This window comes from Cryobacterium sp. SO2, assembly GCF_026151165.2.
GTDB lineage: Bacteria > Actinomycetota > Actinomycetes > Actinomycetales > Microbacteriaceae > Cryobacterium.
Window position 1 is genome coordinate 1,470,322 of the sequence record NZ_CP117849.1, and the last position, 19,853, is coordinate 1,490,174.

General features: G+C 63.5%; 18 protein-coding genes. 13 read left to right on the forward strand and 5 right to left on the reverse strand.

The features are described 5' to 3' along the window. The first annotated feature begins 174 nt into the window (after positions 1-174). From BJQ94_RS06680 to BJQ94_RS06700, 5 genes are all read left to right on the forward strand, one after another. Positions 175-1,146 (forward strand): hypothetical protein, encoded by a 972-nt coding sequence (locus BJQ94_RS06680; protein WP_265399830.1) that lies wholly within the window; start codon positions 175-177, stop codon positions 1,144-1,146. Positions 1,147-1,299: 153 nt separating this feature from the next. Continuing rightward, positions 1,300-1,632 carry a DUF4190 domain-containing protein gene (locus BJQ94_RS06685; protein WP_275875573.1) on the forward strand — a complete coding sequence of 111 codons (333 nt, stop codon included), beginning with the start codon at positions 1,300-1,302 and terminating at the stop codon, positions 1,630-1,632. 561 nt (positions 1,633-2,193) lie between these two features. Beyond that, a complete protein-coding gene (locus tag BJQ94_RS06690; protein ID WP_265399832.1) occupies positions 2,194-3,594 on the forward strand; it encodes a sugar porter family MFS transporter in 1,401 nt (466 codons plus the stop codon). 167 nt (positions 3,595-3,761) lie between these two features. Then, a complete protein-coding gene (locus BJQ94_RS06695) occupies positions 3,762-5,621 on the forward strand; it encodes a leucine-rich repeat protein (protein WP_265399833.1) in 1,860 nt (619 codons plus the stop codon). 193 nt (positions 5,622-5,814) lie between these two features. Beyond that, positions 5,815-7,386 carry a glucoamylase family protein gene (locus tag BJQ94_RS06700; RefSeq protein ID WP_265399834.1) on the forward strand — a complete coding sequence of 524 codons (1,572 nt, stop codon included), beginning with the start codon at positions 5,815-5,817 and terminating at the stop codon, positions 7,384-7,386. A 36-nt stretch (positions 7,387-7,422) separates the two neighbouring features. Here BJQ94_RS06700 and BJQ94_RS06705 read toward each other — a convergent pair whose 3' ends face one another. Together BJQ94_RS06705 and BJQ94_RS06710 are read right to left on the reverse strand one after the other, a co-directional pair. After that, positions 7,423-8,070: an NAD(P)H-binding protein gene (locus tag BJQ94_RS06705; RefSeq protein ID WP_265399835.1), complete on the reverse strand. Its 648-nt coding sequence runs from the start codon at positions 8,068-8,070 to the stop codon at positions 7,423-7,425. Next, positions 8,067-9,137 carry a zinc-binding alcohol dehydrogenase family protein gene (locus BJQ94_RS06710; RefSeq protein ID WP_265399924.1) on the reverse strand — a complete coding sequence of 357 codons (1,071 nt, stop codon included), beginning with the start codon at positions 9,135-9,137 and terminating at the stop codon, positions 8,067-8,069. Before BJQ94_RS06710 ends, BJQ94_RS06705 begins: the two co-directional genes overlap by 4 nt. A 187-nt stretch (positions 9,138-9,324) precedes the next feature. On the opposite strand from BJQ94_RS06710, the gene BJQ94_RS06715 reads away from it, so the two are divergent. The 3 genes from BJQ94_RS06715 to BJQ94_RS06725 all read left to right on the forward strand — a co-directional run bounded on the left by BJQ94_RS06715 (position 9,325) and on the right by BJQ94_RS06725 (position 11,939). Continuing rightward, complete coding sequence (locus BJQ94_RS06715) at positions 9,325-9,882, forward strand: TetR/AcrR family transcriptional regulator (RefSeq protein ID WP_265399836.1); 558 nt, start codon at positions 9,325-9,327, stop codon at positions 9,880-9,882. A gap of 199 nt (positions 9,883-10,081) precedes the next feature. Beyond that, complete coding sequence (locus BJQ94_RS06720; RefSeq protein ID WP_265399837.1) at positions 10,082-11,221, forward strand: low temperature requirement protein A; 1,140 nt, start codon at positions 10,082-10,084, stop codon at positions 11,219-11,221. A 61-nt stretch (positions 11,222-11,282) separates the two neighbouring features. Continuing rightward, a complete protein-coding gene (locus BJQ94_RS06725; RefSeq protein WP_265399838.1) occupies positions 11,283-11,939 on the forward strand; it encodes a histidine phosphatase family protein in 657 nt (218 codons plus the stop codon). A 31-nt stretch (positions 11,940-11,970) separates the two neighbouring features. Here BJQ94_RS06725 and pdxY read toward each other — a convergent pair whose 3' ends face one another. Beyond that, complete coding sequence (gene pdxY / locus BJQ94_RS06730) at positions 11,971-12,822, reverse strand: pyridoxal kinase PdxY (protein WP_265399839.1); 852 nt, start codon at positions 12,820-12,822, stop codon at positions 11,971-11,973. A 114-nt stretch (positions 12,823-12,936) separates the two neighbouring features. On the opposite strand from pdxY, the gene BJQ94_RS06735 reads away from it, so the two are divergent. Then, entirely contained in the window at positions 12,937-13,431 is a 495-nt protein-coding gene (locus BJQ94_RS06735; protein WP_265399840.1) for a DUF1801 domain-containing protein, read from the forward strand. A gap of 296 nt (positions 13,432-13,727) precedes the next feature. Beyond that, positions 13,728-15,071: a PTS transporter subunit EIIC gene (locus tag BJQ94_RS06740; protein WP_265399925.1), complete on the forward strand. Its 1,344-nt coding sequence runs from the start codon at positions 13,728-13,730 to the stop codon at positions 15,069-15,071. Between the two features lie 152 nt (positions 15,072-15,223). Here the strand turns inward: BJQ94_RS06740 and BJQ94_RS06745 are convergent, their stop codons facing one another. Both BJQ94_RS06745 and BJQ94_RS06750 read right to left on the reverse strand, forming a co-directional pair. Beyond that, a complete protein-coding gene (locus tag BJQ94_RS06745; protein ID WP_265399841.1) occupies positions 15,224-15,517 on the reverse strand; it encodes a PTS sugar transporter subunit IIB in 294 nt (97 codons plus the stop codon). 67 nt (positions 15,518-15,584) lie between these two features. Beyond that, on the reverse strand, positions 15,585-17,489 hold the full coding sequence (locus tag BJQ94_RS06750; RefSeq protein WP_265399842.1) for a PTS sugar transporter subunit IIA: 1,905 nt from the start codon (positions 17,487-17,489) through the stop codon (positions 15,585-15,587). A 195-nt stretch (positions 17,490-17,684) separates the two neighbouring features. On the opposite strand from BJQ94_RS06750, the gene BJQ94_RS06755 reads away from it, so the two are divergent. The 3 genes from BJQ94_RS06755 to BJQ94_RS06765 all read left to right on the forward strand — a co-directional run bounded on the left by BJQ94_RS06755 (position 17,685) and on the right by BJQ94_RS06765 (position 19,813). Further along, entirely contained in the window at positions 17,685-18,011 is a 327-nt protein-coding gene (locus tag BJQ94_RS06755) for a PTS lactose/cellobiose transporter subunit IIA (protein ID WP_265399843.1), read from the forward strand. 91 nt (positions 18,012-18,102) lie between these two features. Beyond that, positions 18,103-18,369, forward strand: coding sequence for an HPr family phosphocarrier protein (locus BJQ94_RS06760; RefSeq protein ID WP_265399844.1), 267 nt, complete (start codon positions 18,103-18,105; stop codon positions 18,367-18,369). Positions 18,370-18,400: 31 nt separating this feature from the next. Beyond that, positions 18,401-19,813, forward strand: a complete 1,413-nt coding sequence (locus tag BJQ94_RS06765) for a family 1 glycosylhydrolase (protein WP_265399845.1) — start codon at positions 18,401-18,403, stop codon at positions 19,811-19,813. The last annotated feature ends 40 nt before the right edge of the window (positions 19,814-19,853 follow it).

The following is a 19,853-nucleotide window of genomic DNA, read 5'->3' on the forward strand; positions in this document are numbered from 1 at the left end:
CTTCCGTGGGCAACAGTCCAGCTTAGATGGCGACTTGCCTGAGCTCGGGGCTCTTCCCGCGGCTTGTGACCAAGGTCCCGGCTTAGCCCGCGTAGCGTGAACCTGTGTGGGATGCATGACGATGTGATGGGCAGGCCGCCCACACGCCTTGTCCGCCCGCGAGGAGACATGCGCATGACATCGCCCCCGCGGCAGACCGCCCGCGAAACCGCCCGGGCCCCCCTCAGCAGTCTCGGCATCCCGTTCGGGCTATCCGGCCTCGCCGGCACCTGGACCATGGCCGGGGTCACGTCGCTTGCGACGCAGATCATCGCCGAGGGGCTCTGGATGCTCGCGGCCGCGGCATGGATCGCGGTCGTCGCGAACTACCTCTGGCGATCCCACAACCACGGCGGAAGTATCCGCGAGGACCTGCGGGACCCCGTGCAGGGGGCGTTCGCCTCGCTCGCCCCGACGTCGGCGATGCTCATCTGCACGCACTACGCGCAGCAGCTCCCGCTGGCCGGCCGCATCATCACGGGCGTGTTCATGGCCATCGGGTTGCTCTTCGGTGCCTGGTTTCTCGCCCAGCTGGCGCTGCGCGAGCGAAGCATCGACGCTATCCACGCCGGGTACCTGCTGCCCACCGTGGCGGCGGCCTTCATCGTCGGACAGAGTGCAGGCACCTTCGGCTGGACGCTCTTGGGCGAGGCCGCCATCGCGGTGGGTATCCTCTTCTGGCTGGTGCTCGGCACGATCATCCTGGCGCGGATGGCGTTCCGCCCTGCTCCGCCCGCTGCACTCCTGCCCACCTTCGCGATCTTCTCTGCACCGCCGGCCGTCGCGGGCAACGCCTGGTTCGCGGTGAACGGCGGTCGCGTCGATCTGGTGGAGACGATGCTGCTGGGCACCTTCGTTGTGCTGATTCTCGTGCAACTGATGATGCTGGGAGCGTACTGGCGGCTGCCCTTCACCCTGGGGTTCTGGGCGTTCACCTTCACCGCCGCATCCAGCGGAACCTACACGGTGCACTGGCTCGCGCTGTGGGGCGGCCCCGGATACGCGGTGTGGGCGTGGCTTGCCATCGGACTGGTCACACTGCTCATCGGGAGCATCGCCGTGCGATCCGCAGCATTACTCGCCGCTCGTAACCGACGAGCCACATGATCGTGCCCAAAGTTTGGAGGTGGCCTCAGGGCTACGCAGATAGTCGCTTGACCCCCGAATGACCGAAAAGCCCGGTGAAGTGCGCGATTGGCATTACGTTCGTTGCTGGGGGGACACCGATTGCCCTCGATTCGTTCGAAGAGAGGGTTCGTTATGACAGATTTTCCGCCACCCGTGCCGCGAGACGACTACGTCGCTCCTGCGTCTGCGCCCGCACCGGCATACGCACCAGCGACTGCGTCGGCGGTGGAGGGCGTCCAGGGGACACATCCGACGTTTAACAAGATGGCCATCTGGGGGTTCGTCATCGCCTGCGTCGGGCTGATCGTGTTTGGATTCCTCGGAGCCCTGGCCGCGGCACTCTCATCTACTGGTCTCAAGGCCATACGTCGCACCGGTGAGCGTGGCAAGGGCCTCGCGATCGCGGGCATCTGCATTGGCATCTTCGATTTCATTTTCTACCTGGTTGGCCGCTTCTTTCTCTGATGACGTGACGCACGGACGTGCGCAGAGCCGGTGACCCCGGGTGCGGGGTCACCGCTCACCCGGCACCGGTTCAGCCTCTCCTGGCGGGGGACTCCAATGATCCGCGCCTTCACTTTCCGAGCCCGGCGGGGAGATTCTGGCAGTCCAGATGCCCCTGTGCTTCGGTCTTCCGCCGGTGGAGAATCTGCTCGATCACGCCTACCGTGGTCGGGCCGAAGGAGCGGGCCCGTTCGACGAGCCACCGCCTCGACCAAGGTTGGTCGCCGTCAGGATGCCGGATTTATGTGAGCTAGGCTACAAAACAGCTTGATGTTATCGATCACATTTGGATTTGAGAACCCACAGGTGATGCATCCAAGTCCCATAGCCGGGAAGGGCATGTCTCAGAGTGGACCGCTGCGAAGGAGAATAACTCAGCACATCACAATGTGTGCCGCACCCATGTCATCGCCGACAACGCGCTCATGGCACGACGGCATAGGCCCGAGACGACAGTCCCGGCCAGCCATCCTTCCTCGTGATCAACGGGAACTGAAACTGGTTCCTCACGCGGAGTGAAACATGGAAATAAAAAAAGAGATCGACAGTAAGTTCATATACTTCTTCGGATCCTTCGGGGGCATCCTTTTCGGCTACGACATCGGAGTCATGACAGGGGCTCTACCGTTCTTGCAAAGTGACTGGGGCCTTGACGATGCCGCCATCATCGGTTGGGTAACCTCTGGCGTAATGTTCGGCGCCATCTTTGGCGGGGCAGTGGCCGGACAGCTTTCCGATCGATTCGGACGGCGCAAGATGATTCTGGCCGCAGCGGTCGTCTTCATGCTCGGATCACTTCTCTGCGGCCTGGCACCGGAGGATGGTGTCATCTATCTGGTCATCGCCCGAATTTTCTTGGGCCTGGCGGTCGGCGCGGCCTCCGCCTCGGTTCCCGCGTACATGTCCGAGCTTGCACCTGCGCGGCTCCGTGGACGCTTGTCGGGCCTGAACCAGACAATGATTGTCTCCGGCATGCTGATCTCATACATCTTGGATTTCTTGCTGAAGGATCTGCCGGAAGCGTGGGCGTGGCGAGTGATGCTCGCGACGGCTGCGGTGCCGGCTGTGATTCTGTATTTGGGCGTGTTGCGGTTGCCCGAATCGCCCCGGTTCCTAGTGAAAGTCGGCAAGGAAGACGAGGCAGCCAAGGTGCTTCGCTACATTCGCCGCCCCGACGAGGTGGATGCCGAGCTCAGATCGATCAAGGAAACGGCCCAAGTCGAGAAGCGGGCAGCTGGCAACACATCACTGGCGACGTTGTTCGACGGCAAGTACCGGTATCTCGTCATTGCAGGTGTCGGTGTCGCCGCATTCCAGCAGCTCCAAGGTGCCAACGCGATCTTCTATTACATCCCGTTGATCGTGGAAAAGGCCACCGGCAATTCGGCAAGTTCGGCGCTGATGTGGCCGATCATCCAGGGCGTGATCCTGGTGCTCGGCTCATTGCTGTTCCTGGTGATCGCGGACAAGTTCAACCGACGCCTGTTGCTGACCGTGGGTGGCACGGTCATGGGGGTGTCCTTCATTCTGCCCGCGATACTCAATACCGTGATGGAGGACGCGAACCCGATGATGATCGTGGTGTTCTTGAGCATCTACGTGGCGGCCTATTCGTTCACGTGGGCGCCACTCACCTGGGTGATCGTTGGAGAGATCTTCCCGATGGCGATCCGCGGCAGGGCCTCTGGCATCGCATCGTCCTTCAATTGGATCGGATCGTTCGCCGTCGGTCTCTTGTTCCCGATCATGACCGCATTGATGAGCCAGGACGCGGTGTTCGCGATCTTCGGTGCCATCTGCATTCTTGGTGTCATCTTCATCCGGACTCGTGTTCCCGAAACTCGTGGCCGCACGTTGGAGGACATCGAAACCAGAAGTATTCCGACCCAGGATGCTTTCGCTGCTCAGGAGTGGAGCCGGTGAACCAGGTGACTCGGGACTGAGCGGCGTCCCCTGGGATAGGCTCCTCCCGCTGGCGTGTGCCGGTATGCCTCTGCATTTCGCCGCCCAGCTGGGTGCCGATTCGCGACGCAGCGAATTACTCGGGGGTATCAGTGTCTGCTTTGAGGTCGGTGTCGCGTCTTGCGCGGGTGACGGCGGCAACCGTCGCGGGGACACTTATTGCCGGTTCGGTTGTACTGACCGGAGGCGCTGCTCACGCTGATGCTGCCGAGTACGAAGCGGGTGGACTGACCTTTGTGCTCGACGAGGGAAGTCAGACCGCGCTGGTCACGGGTTATGACCGGGTCAGCCCCGATGTCGTCATTCCCGACGAGATCGTGGTGGATGGATCGACGAGCTACGACGTCACGGCCATTGATGCCTATGTTTTTGTTGGCGCGGGTGTCGAGTCGGTCAGGATCGGTGAGAACGTGACCGCTATCGGCGATGTTGCGTTTGCGGAGAATAGCCTCGAAACCCTGGTTCTGCCGGAATCGGTGCGCACAATCGGATCCTGGGCTTTCGATGCCAACAACATCTCAAACCTCAGTTTTTCAGACTCAGCCATCGACCTGGGCTACAGCGTTTTCAGCGGCAATGATTTGACGGAGGCGGTGATTCCGAGCTGGATGACGACCATTCCCGAGAACATCTTCTACGGCAATCAGATCGCTTCCGTGACGATCCCCGACACGGTGACCGAGATCGCCGGCCACGCGTTTGGGGCGAACCAGCTGACCAGCGTTGACATACCCGGGTCGGTTGTCACGCTCGGCGACGATGCCTTCGCGGACAATGTGCTCAGCGCGCTCACCCTGAACGAGGGGCTGAGCTTCATCAGCGGCTGGGCGTTCAAGAACAACAACCTGACCTCGGTGTCGATCCCGACTTCGGTGGAGGTCATCGGCGAGGGTGCCTTCGACGGAAACCCGGGCCTGACCCGGGTGGAGTTCGCCGGTGACGCCCACATGACCTACATGGTGTACGCCGATGACGGCGAGTCGGTGCCGTCGCTCGGCCGTGCGACCGGCCTGACCGTGCACTACCTGTCCCAGTTCGACGGCGACGGCGGATTCAGCTCTCCCACCTGGCGCGGCTATGCGAGCGCGGTGGATGTGATCGTGTCGTTCGAGCTGAACGGTCACGGGGAAGCGGCCGCGCAGCGCATCGAGATGGCGACCCCGCCCGTGGTTCCGGCCGTTCCTGTGGCCGCGGGGTGGGTTTTCGACGGTTGGTTCAGCGATGAAGCCTTACTCGAGCCGTTCGATTTCTCCGCTGTCGTCAACGCTGACGTTACCGCCTACGCGAAGTGGACGGCCGAGGTCGTCGTTCCCGAGGAGCCGGTCGCTGCGAGCCTCACGCTCGACCTGGATTTGGTTGTGGGGGAGGATTCCGCCGGTGCCTCGGTGACCGCGTCGGGTGTGGGCCTGCGTGAGGGATCCGACCTCACCGTGATTCTGCGGTCGACACCGGTTGAATTAGTGCGGGAAGTCATTGGTGAATTGGGAGAGACCAGCGCTACCGCTGTCCTTCCGGCCAGGCTCTCGGCCGGAGCGCACACCGTGACGCTCTCGGGCGTGGCCGCTGATGGCACCGCCATGTCGAAGATCGCCTACTTCACCGTCAACACGAATGGGACCGTGACGTACCTCTCGTACTCAGCAGCGGAGACGATCTCGCCAGCAGAGCCCGTCTCGACACCGGCGCCGGTATCGCCAGCAGAGCCCGTGTCGCCATCCGAGCCTGTTTCGTCACCGGAGCCCGTATCGCCAGCGGAGCCTGTGTCGCCGTCGGAACCTGTCTCGCCGTCGGAACCTGCCTCTCCGCCAGAGACTGTCACGCCATCAGAGACCGTCTCGCCAGCGGTAGAGTCCAGTTCGCCCGCGGCCGACCAGGATCAGGTTCTGGCCCGCACCGGATTCGACCCAGCGCCTCTCGGCTTCGCCGCTCTGCTGACGCTGCTCGCCGGCGGCGCGCTCATCCTGATCCGGCGTCGGAGTGTTTCGTAGCGGCATCCGCTTGTTCTCGACGACATGCGGCTGACTTTTTAGCGTCCGGTCGGAGCTGAGCATTCCTTGCGCCCCGATGATGTATGCGCTTACACTCGTCGGAACGTGCTTAGCGCGCCTCAGATGGGCCCGGTCCTCCGGTGATCTGTCGCCCGGCGCCGACGCGGTCAACGACGACACGAAGGAACACGCTGTGAAACGAATACCAAAGTTTGCCGTGATGTGCGCCGCGCTAGTGGCGGGAACGCTCATCATCGCGCCGAGCGCCACCGCCGCCACCGGCACAGCGACGGGGCCCACGACGGGGGATACCCGTGGAGACAACACGGTCCTTCAGGGCTATGCCGTCGACACCTGGGCCTCTCTCGCCGCCATGACCGACAAGAAGACCGGGCTCCCCGCGGACAAGCTCCAGGGCGACCTGTCTGAGCCGAGCGACAACACCAGCCCGACCAACATTGGCGGCTACCTGTGGTCGGTCGTCTCGGCGAGGGACCTCGGCATCATCAGCAAGCAGGATGCCTTCAAGCGGATGAAATCCACCCTCAAGACCCTCGAGAAGATCGAGCGGCACGAGCCCAGTGGCATGTTCTACAACTGGTACTCGCCGCGCGACGGTCACAAGCTCACGACCTGGCCGGGCAGTGGCGACCCCGTCGACCCGTTCCTGAGCTCGGTCGACAACGGCTGGCTCGCCGCGTCCTTGCGCATCGTCGCCGAGGCCGAGCCGCGTCTGGCCCGATCGGCCGACGCTCTCTACGACAGCATGGACTTCGGCTACTTCCACGATCTTGACGGCGGTGCGAACGCCGTCAACGGCGCCGGGCTCAATCGCGGCGGCTTCTGGGTGACACCCCCTCCCGGCTGCAGCGTTCCCGGCAACTACGGCGACGATGGCTCTGAGCTCTACTACACCTGCCACCACTACGACACGAGTGTGAGCGAGGCGCGCATCGTGAACTACCTCGGAATCGCCAACGGACAAATTCCCGCCGAGGCCTACTACGGAACCCTGCGCACGATGCCCGATCAGGGCTGCGACTTCGCCTGGCAGGAGCAGAAGCCCAGCGGTGAAACGAGGGAGTACCTCGGTGTGCCCGTCTACGAGGGTGTCTACGAGTACCGCGGAATGAAACTCGTCCCGGCCTGGGGCGGCAGCATGTTCGAGGCGCTGATGCCCGACCTGCTCGTGCCCGAAGCCGACTGGGGGACGCAATCGTGGGCGGTGAACCACCCCGCGAGCGTGCGCGCCCAGATCGAGCACGGTCTCGACGAGGCCGGCTACGGCTACTGGGGCTTCTCCCCGGCGAGCGATCCCTTCGGCGAATACGCGGAGTACGGAGTCGAGGGAGTGGGTATGAGCACCGACGGCTATGCCTCGGACCGGGAGCGAACCAACGTCGATGCCGGCTACGAGGGATGCCGCGAGGCCACTAACCCCACCCCCGAGTTTGGCGACGGCGTTGTGACGCCGCACGCCTCATTCCTCGCCCTTGCCTATGACAAGCCGGCCGTGCTGAACAACCTTGCCGGTATCGAGAACGACCTGGGCGCCTATGGCCCCGGCGGCTTCTACGACGCCGTCGCAACGCAGAGCGGCACCATCGCCGAGCGGTATCTCTCCCTCGACCAGTCGATGATCATGGCCGCGATCGCCAACGAACTGCTCGACGACAGGCTCAAGGACTACTTCGTCGACGACGCGTTCGAGGCGGCCGTGCGTCCGCTCGTCGAAGCGCAGATCTTCGGTTCCAGCCTGGAGTAACCGCGCCCCCCCCGCCCGGCCTGGGCGGGGCTGAGGTTATTTTCGATAGCTGCTGAGGTCGCAGGTGTGAATCGCGGTCGGGTCGGAGAGGAGCCGGTAGTTGTGGGCTGCGCAGTCTCGGAAGGTGGCGATACTCACCCTGCGACTGGATCGCTCGAGGTGGCCTTTTGACGGCCCGTCCGACCCGATTCCGGCCCGGTGAACCATCCAGTCGATGTCCATGGCCTCGTCTGTCAAATACCGCATGACTGCTTCGTTGTCCTCGTGCTGACCGATGTATCCGCGCGCGATGGTGTTTCTGATCATCCACAATGCCGGTGACAGCCTCCGGTTCGGTGGGGCGCTGAGTCCGCCCGCCTGGTAGAGAAAGCGGCTGACTCCGTGGCGTCGCATCGCCGGCACCAGGTCACGCACGAAGGCGGTGTTGATCTTCTGTGTCTTCTGCAACTGCCTATCGCCCAGCAGCGACACCACAAAATCGGCGCCGTCGACGAGCCGGTCGAGGTCAGGGGAGTCGGTGATCGATCCCTGGTGGATCTCAAGGTTCGGGATTGCGCTGTCGAGTTTGGCGGGGTTTCGGGCGAGAACCCTGACGTGGTGTCCGTCGTTCAGGGCCAGCGAGATGAAATGCTTGCCGGTCTGTCCGGTTGCGCCGAACACGAGGAAGGTCTGTCTGGCGCTCACGGGGTGATCTCCTGGGGGTCGATGGTGACGACGAGCTTGGTTGCAGAGACTCCCGCACGGAGTGCCGCCAGCGCCCCGGGCACCTGCTCGAGTCCGGTCCCGACGATTCTCGGATCGGGTGCCGGCCGGTACTGTCCGGTGCTGAGTGCGAACGGAAGGAAGTCCCGGAAGATTGCGGGGCCGACAGGGGACTGCACGGGAGTGCCGCCCCAGATGCTCGTCACCCGGATGCCACGCACGCGTGCGAGGAGCGACCGCAAGCGGGTGAGCGGGTCGGGGTAGGCAGACGCGATGCGCTTCGTGCCGGTGGTGCGGCCCACGATGCGCAGGGCGTGGGTGAGCGCCCCGCTTCCGATCGCAATCGTGCCGGCGAGGGGGCGGCGCCCTATCGCTTCCACGATCTGCTGATCCACGTCGTGGTCGCGGTAGTCGAAGACCGCTTCCGCGCCCAGGGACCGCACGAAGTCGTGGTTTCGGCGACCGGCTGTGGCGATCACCGTGTAGCCGCTGGCTCGCGCGAGCTGCACAGCGTTGCTGCCGACACTTGTGGAGGCGCCCCACACGAGTACTACTTCTCCACGCGGCGACGGTGAGGAGGTCGGGAGCGGCAGGGCGAGTTGGTCTCTCTCGTACAGTCCCGCGGCCGCGGTCGAAACCCCGAGTGGCAGAACCGCTGCCTGCTCGAACGTCACGGTGTCGGGCAGCTCGGCACAGACGCGCTCGAGCACCGTGACGTACCGCTGGAAGCCACCCTCTGCGGAACTGTTGCGCAGCCGCTCTTGCCCGGCCGCATACCCAACGACTCGGTCTCCCACCTGGAATCGTGTTATTCCGTCGCCAATCGCGGCGATCTCACCGGCCACGTCGCTGCCGAGGACGGTCGGGTACCGTATCCATGGAGTGACGAGACGACGAAATTGCCCGGTGATCGCGTCAACGGGGTTCACTGCTACCGCCCCGACTCGCACGACGACCTCACCCGCCCCCGGTGTTGGGTGGGTGGACGTTCGAACCTCAAAACCTCCTCGAACGTCGAGCAGCCAGAGCGCTTCGTTCGCTTCCCTCACGCTGTTACCGCTCGCGCCAGTACCGTTCACGTCCGTGCCGCTCACGACTGCACCGCTGACGTCACTGCCGCGGGATCTGCTGGGTATGTGTTCGCCGGTGACTTCATTGGTGGCTCCTCTTCGATCGATGACATGTCGTGTCATCGTATAACTTATTACACGTCGTGTCATCACGTAGACTCGGTGCATGCGATGGGCACCAGACGCACGGGGCCGGCTCCAAGGAGCGGCGTTCGAGCTGTTCTCCGAACAGGGGTACTCGGCGACGACCGTTCCCCAGATCACCGCCCGGGCGGGCCTGACGACGAGAACGTTCTTTCGCTATTTCGCCGACAAGCGAGAAGTGATCTTCGGCGGCGACGAGATCCCGCAACGAGCCGCCCAGCTGATCAACGAGGCCCCCGACGGCCTGGAGCCCATGGAGGTCATCCGACTCGTGTTGCACCGAGTCGCGACCGAACAATTCGAGGGGCAGCGGGAGCAGACTGCGGCGGTGCGCGCAATCATCCACGCGAACGACTCGCTCCGCGACAGGGACGCTCGCAAACGCGACGATCTCGTCCGCGCCGCCCGCGCCGCCTTCATCGAGCGCGGCGAGGAGCCCCTCAGCGCCACAGTCGTCGCGGAGCTGGGCATCCTCATCTTCCAGGTCGCTCTCGACGAATGGGCCATCGATGAAGAATCACGATCGATGACGGGAGTCATCGACGCCGTCATGACCCTGCTTGCTGGTGTTTCTCCCTGACCGCTGGCTCACACGAAGCAGCGCGGGGTGTTTTGGTCGCTGACTGGTGCGACCGGGTTTTTCAGGTGTCGCTGTCGGAGGCGCTCTCGGTCTAGGCTCACCGAGAACGTCGATATCACCGGCTGAACTTCGCTTAGGAGGTGACTCCATCTCGGTCACGGAATCGGTAACAGTGGCGCCGGCCCATTCGGGTAGGCGAGTGCACTGGCTCGAACTCTTCTTCGACCTGGTGATCGTGTCGTATATCGGCCAAATTGCCCACACCATGCACGGCGATCCGTCATGGATGGATGCGGTCGCGTTTCTGGGGTTTCTGGCCGCCGCGTGGTGGGCATGGGTCAACGCGACACTGACGATGAGCCTGTTCGGCGCGCGGGTGACTCCGTCGATCTGGGTATTCGTCGCAATCGCCATGGTTGCAATCGGTGTGATGGCGGCGGCTGTCCCTGATGCCCTGGGCGATCGAGCTGCCGCATTTGCCATCGGCAACGCCGTGCTGCGGCTCGTCTGGGTGGTGCCCTGGTTCATGAACCGACGATCGGTCGGTAACCCGTGGTGGCGGTCGGTGCTGTACAGCGTCGTTCCGGCCTCGCTGTGGCTGGTCTCGGTGGCGGTCGTACCCCCGTGGCAATATGCCATGTGGGCTATCGCCGTGGCGATCGAGATCGTTTTGCTCAGCTTCCTCGGTGGCCGGCAAGCGCGGCTGCGCAACGCCATTGACGTCAGTCACCTCGCCGAGCGGGTGGGCTTGCTGGTCGTGATTGTCTTCGGCGAGTCAATCCTGACCATCATCGCTGAGCTCGACTCTCACTGGACCGCGGCGTCGGGCCTGGCCGCCGCGCTGGGATTCGCCGCCGTCTCGATGCTCGCCTGGATCTACTTCAGCTACGCCGCCTCATCCGTTGAGCGCGGGCTGCAGCGCCTGCAACGGAGGGGGAGCATAGGCGGAATCCGTGACACCGTGATGTATCTGCCCTTCCTGCTCGTGGCCGGCATCACCCTGTTCGCCTCCGCGCTCGGCACGGCCGTGGCCGACGCCGGCCACCAGCTGCCACCGGGCGCGTCGATCTCTCTCAGCGCTGGTATCAGCCTTTTCTTCGCGGCGAGTGCCGCCGAGTCGATCCGTTACGGAGCCTCTTGGCGCCGTCTGGCCGTCTGGGCGCCGGCTGGCATCCTCTTGCCCTGGACTCTGATTCCGCTGTCGACGCAGGTCGCTGCTGAAGCGGTGGTGGCCGCAGCTGCCGGGATCACCGCTATTCTGCTCGCGCTAAGCGCGATCAACGCTCGGCGCATGCGGCCACAAGCCGAGGCCGCCGACATCGCGGGTGCTGAGAGCTAGTCGACTTGCCCGACCATCAAGAAGCTCCATGAAATCTTGGGCGCGATACTACTGTTGCCGTATGCTCACAAACGATCCGCTGCCCAACCGCCCCGCCCCGGATAACCCGTCCGGCAAGCTGATTCTCCTGCGCCACGGGGAGACGGAGTGGTCGAAGAGCGGCAAACACACCGGGCTCACGGATGTGCCGCTCACCGCCAGGGGAGAGGACCTGGCCCGCGGCGCGGGCAAGTTGGTGGCCGATTACGATTTCACGCTCGTGCTGACCTCGCCGCTGAAGCGCGCCCGGCAGACTGCGGAGCTCGCGGGCCTTGAGGCCGAGGTCGACCCGTTCCTCGTGGAGTGGGACTATGGCGGATACGAGGGGCGCACGACGCGCGAGATCCGCCGCGAGCTGGGCTACAACTGGAGCGCATTCACCCACGGCGTGATCCGTGGGGAGACGCCCGGTGAGACGGTGGAGGAGGTCGCCGCCCGCGCATCCCGAGTGCTCACACGGGTGCTGCCGGCGATGGAGAAGGGAGACGTCGCCCTGATCGCGCACGGCCATTTCCTGCGCATCCTGACGGCCGTGTACCTGAGATTGGCCCCGCGATTCGGTGCGCAAATCACGCTGGATGCTGGATCGGTCTCCGTGCTCAGCTATTACCGCGAGCAGCCGGCCATCTTGTCGTGGAACTACGGAGCCGAACTGCCCATGGAGCCCTCAGAGTCCTAAGCAGCCATCCCAGCTGCTCAGCGTCCTGGGATCAGCGCACGCGCTCGGCGGAGAACTGCATGCGCGGATGCGCGTAGAAGTTCTGAGCCTGCACGAGCTGCAGTTCTCGCTCACCCGATTTGTACGTCAGCTCAATGAGGTCGAAGACGCTGGACGCGGTGCGTTCCAGCGCCAGAGCGGCGTCGCCGGTCGCGCGGTAGTGCGCCGAGAACAGCGCCGCGGTGACGTCGCCCGATCCGTTCGCCTTGAAGGGCAGATGGGGAGTCTGCACGATCCAGGCGCCTTCCGCATCCACGGCCATCATCTCGATGGTGTCGTGCTCGCGGTCGGGGCGTTCCACACTCGTCACGAGCATGGTGTCTGGCCCCATTGCCCGGGCGAGGTCGACGGACTCGAGCGTCGAGTCCAGCGTTGAGGGCTCGGTTCCGGTGAGGAAGCCCAACTCGAACTGGTTCGGAGTGATGATGTCGGCCACGGGGACGACGCGATCCCGAAGCAGCACGGGGATCTCGGGTGCCACGAAGCATCCGGACTTTGCGTTGCCCATCACGGGGTCACACGCGTAGATGGCCGACGGGTTCGCCGCCTTCACCCGCCGCACCGCATCCACGATGACGTCGCCGATGCCGGTGCCGCCCTGGTATCCCGAGAGCACCACGTCGATCTGGGGGAGCACACCACGTTCCTCGATGCCGAGGATCACATCGTGCACATCCTCGGGGGCGATGAGGGAGCCGCGCCACGCGCCATACCCGGTGTGGTTGGAGAAGTTCACCGTGTTGACCGGCAGCACCTCGACCCCGATGCGCTGGAGGGGGAACACGGCCGCTGAGTTGCCAACGTGGCCGTGAGCGACGGCCGACTGAATCGAGAGAATCTTCACGAGGTCAATCTTCCTCCCTTCGAACAGCCCGGGCCGCCGAGGAACTCGTCCGTGCGCGGCTGCATCCGGATGCGGGGGCTCCCACACGGCCAGGGTAGGGAATACGATCTCGCCATGGAAAGCAGCGAGAACGACAAGGGTGAAGGCCAGGGAACGGGTACGGGCACCGCGGCGCAAGGCGGCGCCGACTGGACTCTGCCCGATGCGATGACGGGCAAGGCCAGCCCCGCGAAAGCGGCGGTCGGCGACAAGCCGGTCTTCGCCTACCTCGCCAGCCTGCCGCAGCCTCAGCGCGGGATCGCCGAGGCGGTCGACGCGCTGGCGGCCAGGACTCTGCCCGACCTTCAGCGCTCGGTGAAGTGGGGCATGGCGTATTACGGCGTCGGCGACGGCTGGTGTTTCAGCTGCGGCGGCTTCGCCGGCCACGTCAAACTCATGTTCATCAACGGTGTCGCGCTCGAGCCGGTACCGCCGGTGACGCCGGTGGGGATGGGCAAATCAACGCGGGGTGTGGAGCTCGAGTCGGTGGATGACCTCGACGAAGACCAGATCGCGACGTGGATGACACAGGTCACCTCCGTACCGGGTCTCGGAGGCAAAAAGCGCTGAATCCGGGTCCTGACGTTCCGCTGACGAGCGGTTGCCTTCAGCAGCTCCCTTCAACCGCGGCCGAACCACGGGTCGTAGCCGACCTCCAGGTGTCGAGGCCGGCGATGGCCCCCGCTGTAGTCCCACCGGGGTTCGATCCTCAGACCGCTTCGCCGTGCCTGATCTAATAGCATCCAGTCGAACGCTTCCTCGTTGGCGGAACTAGGACAGGTGGAGCCGGAGCGGCAGTGCCGCGACACTCGGAATGTGCGAACCGTCACGCTCTGGCGGCAATTGGGCAAAAAGGGAATACGCAAATGAAGGCAGACAGTGTAGTCGACCGTTTTCAACTCGTAACGTCAAAGATTCAGGAGAACCGCTATGTGAAGGCCATCAGCAACGGATTCATGTCCACGCTGCCAGTGCTCATGTTCGGCGCGATCTGCGCGCTGGTCGTCGGCTTCCCGATTCCGGGCTGGAGCGATTGGGTGCGGGCGACACCCTTCGGCGCTGCGCTGCAGCTGGGCAACGATGTCACGATCGGCTTGCTGGCCTTGTACGTCGTCGTGTCGATTTCCTACCGGCTCGCCCGGGAGTTCGACAAGGACGCACTCGGCGCCGTTGTGATCGCGCTGCTCGCGTTCGCGCTTGTGCTGCCCATGTATACCGACTTCACCCCCGAAGGCGGCGACCCCATCACCGTCACTGGCGTCATCCCGGTTCAGTGGCTGGGCTCCCAGGGGGTGTTCAGCGCGCTTATTGTGGCCCTTGTGTCCACGCGAATCTACGTGTTCGTTATTGACCGCGGATGGAAGATCTCAATGCCGGCCAGTGTGCCGCCGGCCGTTTCGCGTCCGTTCGAGGCGATCATTCCCGCCGCAATAATCGGCATGCTGTTCCTGGTCGTGCACCAGATCTTCGCGATGACCCCGTTCAAGCACATGGGCGCCTTTATCTTCACGAGCATCGGTGAGCCGATCGCAGCAATGGGCGACAGCTACTGGACGTGGCTGGTCATCGTGCTGCTGTCACAGATCCTGTGGGTGTTCGGCATTCACAACTCGGCCGTGTGGGGCTTGGTGTTCCCCATCATGCTGCCGGCAGCCTTCGCGAACCAGGACGCCGGCGCCGCAGGTCAGGCGTTGCCGTACGTGGTCACCATCACCCTCGTGTTTGCGATCTACCAGTGGATCGGTGGTTCGGGCAACACGCTCGGACTCGCGACGAACATGCTCCTGTTCGCCAAGAGCAAGCGCTACAAGACCCTGGGACGCCTGGCCGGGCCGCCATCGATCTTCAATATCAATGAGCCGCTGATGTTCGGGTTCCCGATTGTCTACAACCCGCTGATGGCGATCCCGTTCATCCTGACTCCAGTGATCAACATCACGGTGGGCTACTTTCTCGTCGTCGCCGGCATCGTCGGCAACCCGTACATTGCCCTACCCGTGAGCGCGTTCACGATGCCGCTCATCCCAGGTGGGTTCGTCATCGGCGGTGGAGTCACCTTCGGGATCTTCCTCATCTGCTGCTACCTGTTCTCGGTCGTCGCCTACTTCCCGTTCTTCCGGATCGCGGACCGTCGCGAGCTGTTGGAGGAGCGCGCAGCTGAGCGTGAACTTGAACTCGCCGAGAGCGAGAAGAGCGCGTCGGAGGCGTAACTCACATCCAATAGGCCGGCCGGGTCGTGACTCCCTGATGGAGTCACTACCCGGCCGGCCCTGTGCTGCGGCAGGCTCTACGAGGAGCCAACGCCGCGAACACGAAGAGACGTCCCTGACCGTAGTCAGGGACGTCTCTGTTGTTGTATCTGTTACGCCAGGAGGGCGCGAGCCTGAACGAGGACCTTCTCACCGTCCATCGTGCCGTAGGCGCGCATGTCGATGACGTCGACGACCTTCCCGAGCGGGACAAGCATGGTCTTGGCCTCGGATAGGCGGAACTTGACCTGCGGACCGAGCAGAACGACGTCATAGCCGGCGACCACATCACTCACATCGCCGTAAGGGACTGCGTCGATGACATCATCCGCTGCCGCGAACTTCCGCATGTTGTTCATCAGCAGGCTGGTGGACATTCCGGCGGCACATGCCAGGAGTACTCTCATTTCTTGCCTTTCGGTTGGGACGGGTATCCGTCGGATTCGTGGCGGATGCTCCGCCAAGGTGTGTGCGTCACTGCCCGATCTCGGAGATCAAAGCGTTCGCGAAGCTGTCGTAAGACGTGGCCGCATTCACGATGCGTGCAATGCGGGCGGTGTCGGCGAGGATGGCGATGAAGTCGTCGAGCACGTCGCGGAACACCTGTCGCCCGTTGGGGCTGAGCGCGAAGAGCGCGACGAGGTGGACGGACGAGCCAGCCCAGTCGATGGGCTCCTCAGAGATGAGGATGGAAATCGCGGTGCGGTGCGCGGTCATGTTCATCGAGTGGGGTACGGCGATCGAGCCGCCGAAGGCCGTGGGGGACAGCCTTTCCCGATCCCGGACTTCTTGCGCGAAGGAGGGCTCGACAATGCCTTCCGCGTGTAGCTGCGCGGACATGTGTGCGAGCGCTTCGTTCCGCGTGGTTCGCTTCACGCGGGTGAAGAGTCGAGGGTCGATGAGCGTTGTGATGGCCCAGCGGATTCTCTCGCTGGACTTCGCTGAGCGGGCATGCCGGACGGCATCTACGACGGCTTCCAGGTCGGCAAGTGACGGTATCGGGGACACCTCGACAATGCGAGTCTTCAATCCTGGAGGTAGCGGCGTACTCGTGACGATGAGGTCGGCATCCAGCGACGCCCAGTCATAGTCGAGGCTGGTCACAGTGTGCACCACGGCGGCCGCGTCTCCGAGGCGTGATTCGACGCGGCGGGTGAACTCGTCCGACGCGGAGTAATACTGGGGCGTGACGCACACCACTCGCACTCGGCCGGCCGCTTCCAGGGTGCGCTGCAGGTAGCCGCCGAGGTGGAACGCGATGAAGACGATCTCGTCCTCATCCATCGTGATGTCCGTGCCGCGTTCGATGCCGTCGGCGACGAATACGGCGAGCTCATGGATGAGGGGATGATCCTGTTTGAACGAGCGTCCGAGCGGATTGCGGGCGATTGCTCCTGTGCGGGCTCGTGCCACTAGATTGCGCACGTGCAGACTCAGGTTGATGGTGAACGTGTCATCATCGATATCGAGCATGTACCTCTCCGAGATGCTCTTCAAGATTGACTGCACGAGGGCGAGGTACTCGTCGCCGACCGCTTCTGCACCGACGGACACGGTGCCGGTGCGGGTGAGGATGAGGCGCGCGAGCTCTGCACGCTCGACGTCGGGCAGCGCGACACCATGCTTGCGCTCGATGAGGTCGGCGAGCTCGGCCGCGGCGGAATTGACCTGCGCGTTACGGGGAGCGTCGTCGATGTGTTCGCGCGTGCGCCCCTCGATGATGCGACTGACGGCGATACCCACATGGAGGGAGAGGTCGTGCAGCCCGTACTCCTGGGTCTGCAGGTCGTGGCCGTCGAGGATGCGTCGGAGCCACGTCGTGAGCTCGCGGAAGTCGATGTTCTGAAGCTCGAGCAGAGCCGAGATGAGTCCGGCAGCGGAGACGCCTCGGGCGGATTCCAGCAACAGCTGGCGGACCAGACGCCGCTGGTCTCGTTCGCTCCCCAGGATCAGCACACGCGAGCGCGTACGGTGCAATTCCAGTTCATACTCGGCGAGGAGGACGCGCACCTTCACAAGATCGCGTTCGATGGTGGAGTCGCTGACGAAGAGCATCTCGGCGAGTTCGTAGACATCCGCTCCGTCGGTGCTTTCTACGAGGCTGCGCGCGATGTAGTACAGCCGATCCATCGGTGTGTCGATGTTCCGGTCCGCTGGCTCTGACTCGTTCAGCTCGCGCCACGCCCGTTCATCGATGGAGTAACCACGATGCGTCGCCAGCACGAGCGGGGAAGAACCGGCCGAGGAATTCAACACCTGTACATAGGTGCGGATACTTCTCGCGGAGACTCCCAGCGCCGCCCCCAGGTCCTGCGCGGACATGGGATGTTCGTTGCCTCGCAGCGTGTTTACGAGGAGTTGCGGTCGGTTGGGCTGCATGGATTCTCTCCATTGAAAATTCGAAAGGGCTATCTGTTTCGTGCTCTCAGTTTCCGCCGTCGCGGAAGCGCATACAACCTACAAGGGTTCCGCGATTGCGGAAGGCGTCGTAGTGGCGACCCTTGGCCAAATGGACAACATTTGGCTCAGGACGGGAACCGGGTTCCGGATCCCCCATGTACAGGAGATGAAGATATGGATGAGGACTACAGCGTCGCATTCGAGTTGATTGCCTTCGCCGGCAGTTCCCGTTCGCAGTCGATGGAAGCACTGCAGTTCGCGCGCGCCGGGAAGTTCGACGAGGCCCGCCTGTCACTCGAGGCGGCCGATGCCGATCTTCGTCTCGCGCACAAGTCGCAGACGGGCCTTATCCAGGCAGAGGCCGGCGGGCACCCCGTTCCCGTCAACATCATCCTCGTGCACGCCCAGGATCACCTCGCCACCGCGACCGTGGTCTTCGAACTGGCTTCCGAGTTCCTGCACCTGTACAAGCGGATACCGGCTGCCGCCGCCGTCGACTGACACGACGTATTCCCAACAATCGTGCCCTTCCGGTGGGTTCGGCGTCTGCCGCGCCTCGAGAACGGGTCAGTAACAATGCAAAGGAGCACCCATGAGTCATTCCGCCGAAGTTCAGGTCACGAGCCGATCCGGTCTCCACTCCCGACCTGCCGCGAACCTCGCTAGGCTCGCCGCCCGCGTCGACTCCGCCGTGACGCTGCACAGCGACGGAAAAGCCGTTGACGCCGAAAGCGTCCTCGCGCTCATCACCGCCGGCATCGACGAAGGACAGATGGTCACCGTCGAGTGCGTGGGTAACAACTCCGAGATCGACCTGGCCGAGATCGTTGCTGCCATCCAGTCCGGGCTCGGCGACTGACGGTCCAAGACCCGGCAACGAAAGAGAGAGTATGAGCAACATCCAATTCCCCGACACTTTCCTGTGGGGCGGCGCGACCGCAGCCAACCAGCTCGAGGGCGCTTTCACAGCGGGCGGAAAAGGCTTGTCCATCCAGGACGTCATGCCGCACGGGATCCTGACCCCGCGGACAGAAGGTCCCACCGACGACAACCTCAAGCAGGTCGGCATCGATTTCTACAATCGCTATGCGGAGGACATCGCACTGTTTGCCGAGATGGGTTTCACGGTCTACAGGTTCTCGATTGCGTGGAGCCGCATCTTCCCGAACGGCGACGAAGCCGAACCCAACGAGGAAGGCCTCGCGTTCTACGACCGCGTCCTCGACGAACTCGAGAAGCACGGCATCGAACCGCTCATCACCCTCTCGCACTACGAGACGCCGCTGCACCTGTCGGAGAAGTACGACGGCTGGGTGTCGCGTGAGCTCATCGGTTTCTTCGAGAACTACGCCCGCGCGGTCTTCGAGCGTTACAGGGGCCGTGTCAAGTACTGGCTCACCTTCAACGAGATCAACTCCGTGCTGCACGCCCCGTTCTTGTCCGGCGGTATCAACACGCCCAAGGACGAGCTCTCGGAATCCGACCTGTACCAGGCCGTGCATCACGAGCTCGTAGCTTCGGCACGCGTGACGCGTCTGGCACACGAGATTGACCCGGCATACCGAGTGGGCTGCATGGTGATTGCCCTGCCCATCTACCCGCTCACGCCCGCGCCCGACGACATCGTGAAGGTACTCAACGCCGACCACGAGAACCTCATGTTCACCGACGTCCACGTGCGTGGCGTCTACCCGGGGTACGCACTGCGCCACTTCCGCGATCACGGCATCAAGCTGAACATCACTGACCTCGACCGAGAGGACCTCAAGAACACGGTCGATTTCGTGTCGTTCAGCTACTACATGAGCATGTGCGAAAGCGCCGACCCGTCGTCGCTTAAAGCTGAAGGAAACATCCTCGGCCGGATCCTGAATCCGCACCTTGAAGCGTCGGAGTGGGGATGGCAGATCGACCCGCAAGGACTGCGCGTCATCCTTAACCAGTTCTGGGACCGGTTCCAGAAACCACTGTTCATCGTCGAGAACGGATTGGGTGCCAAAGATCAGCTCGTTGAGATCGACGGCGTGAGGACGGTCGTTGACGACTACCGGATCACCTACCTCAACGACCACCTCGTGCAGGTCGCCGAAGCTCTGGACGACGGCGTGGACGTCATGGGTTACACGACCTGGGGGTGCATCGACTTGGTAGCGGCGTCCACGGCGCAATTGAGCAAGCGATACGGCTTCATCTACGTGGACCGCAACGACGACGGCACCGGCACCCTCGACCGATACAAGAAAAAGTCGTTCCACTGGTACGCCGACGTCATCCGAACCAGCGGCGCGAGCCTGCAGGTCTGAATTCGACCGGATGCCGCGGGCATCCACCTCCCCACCTGCT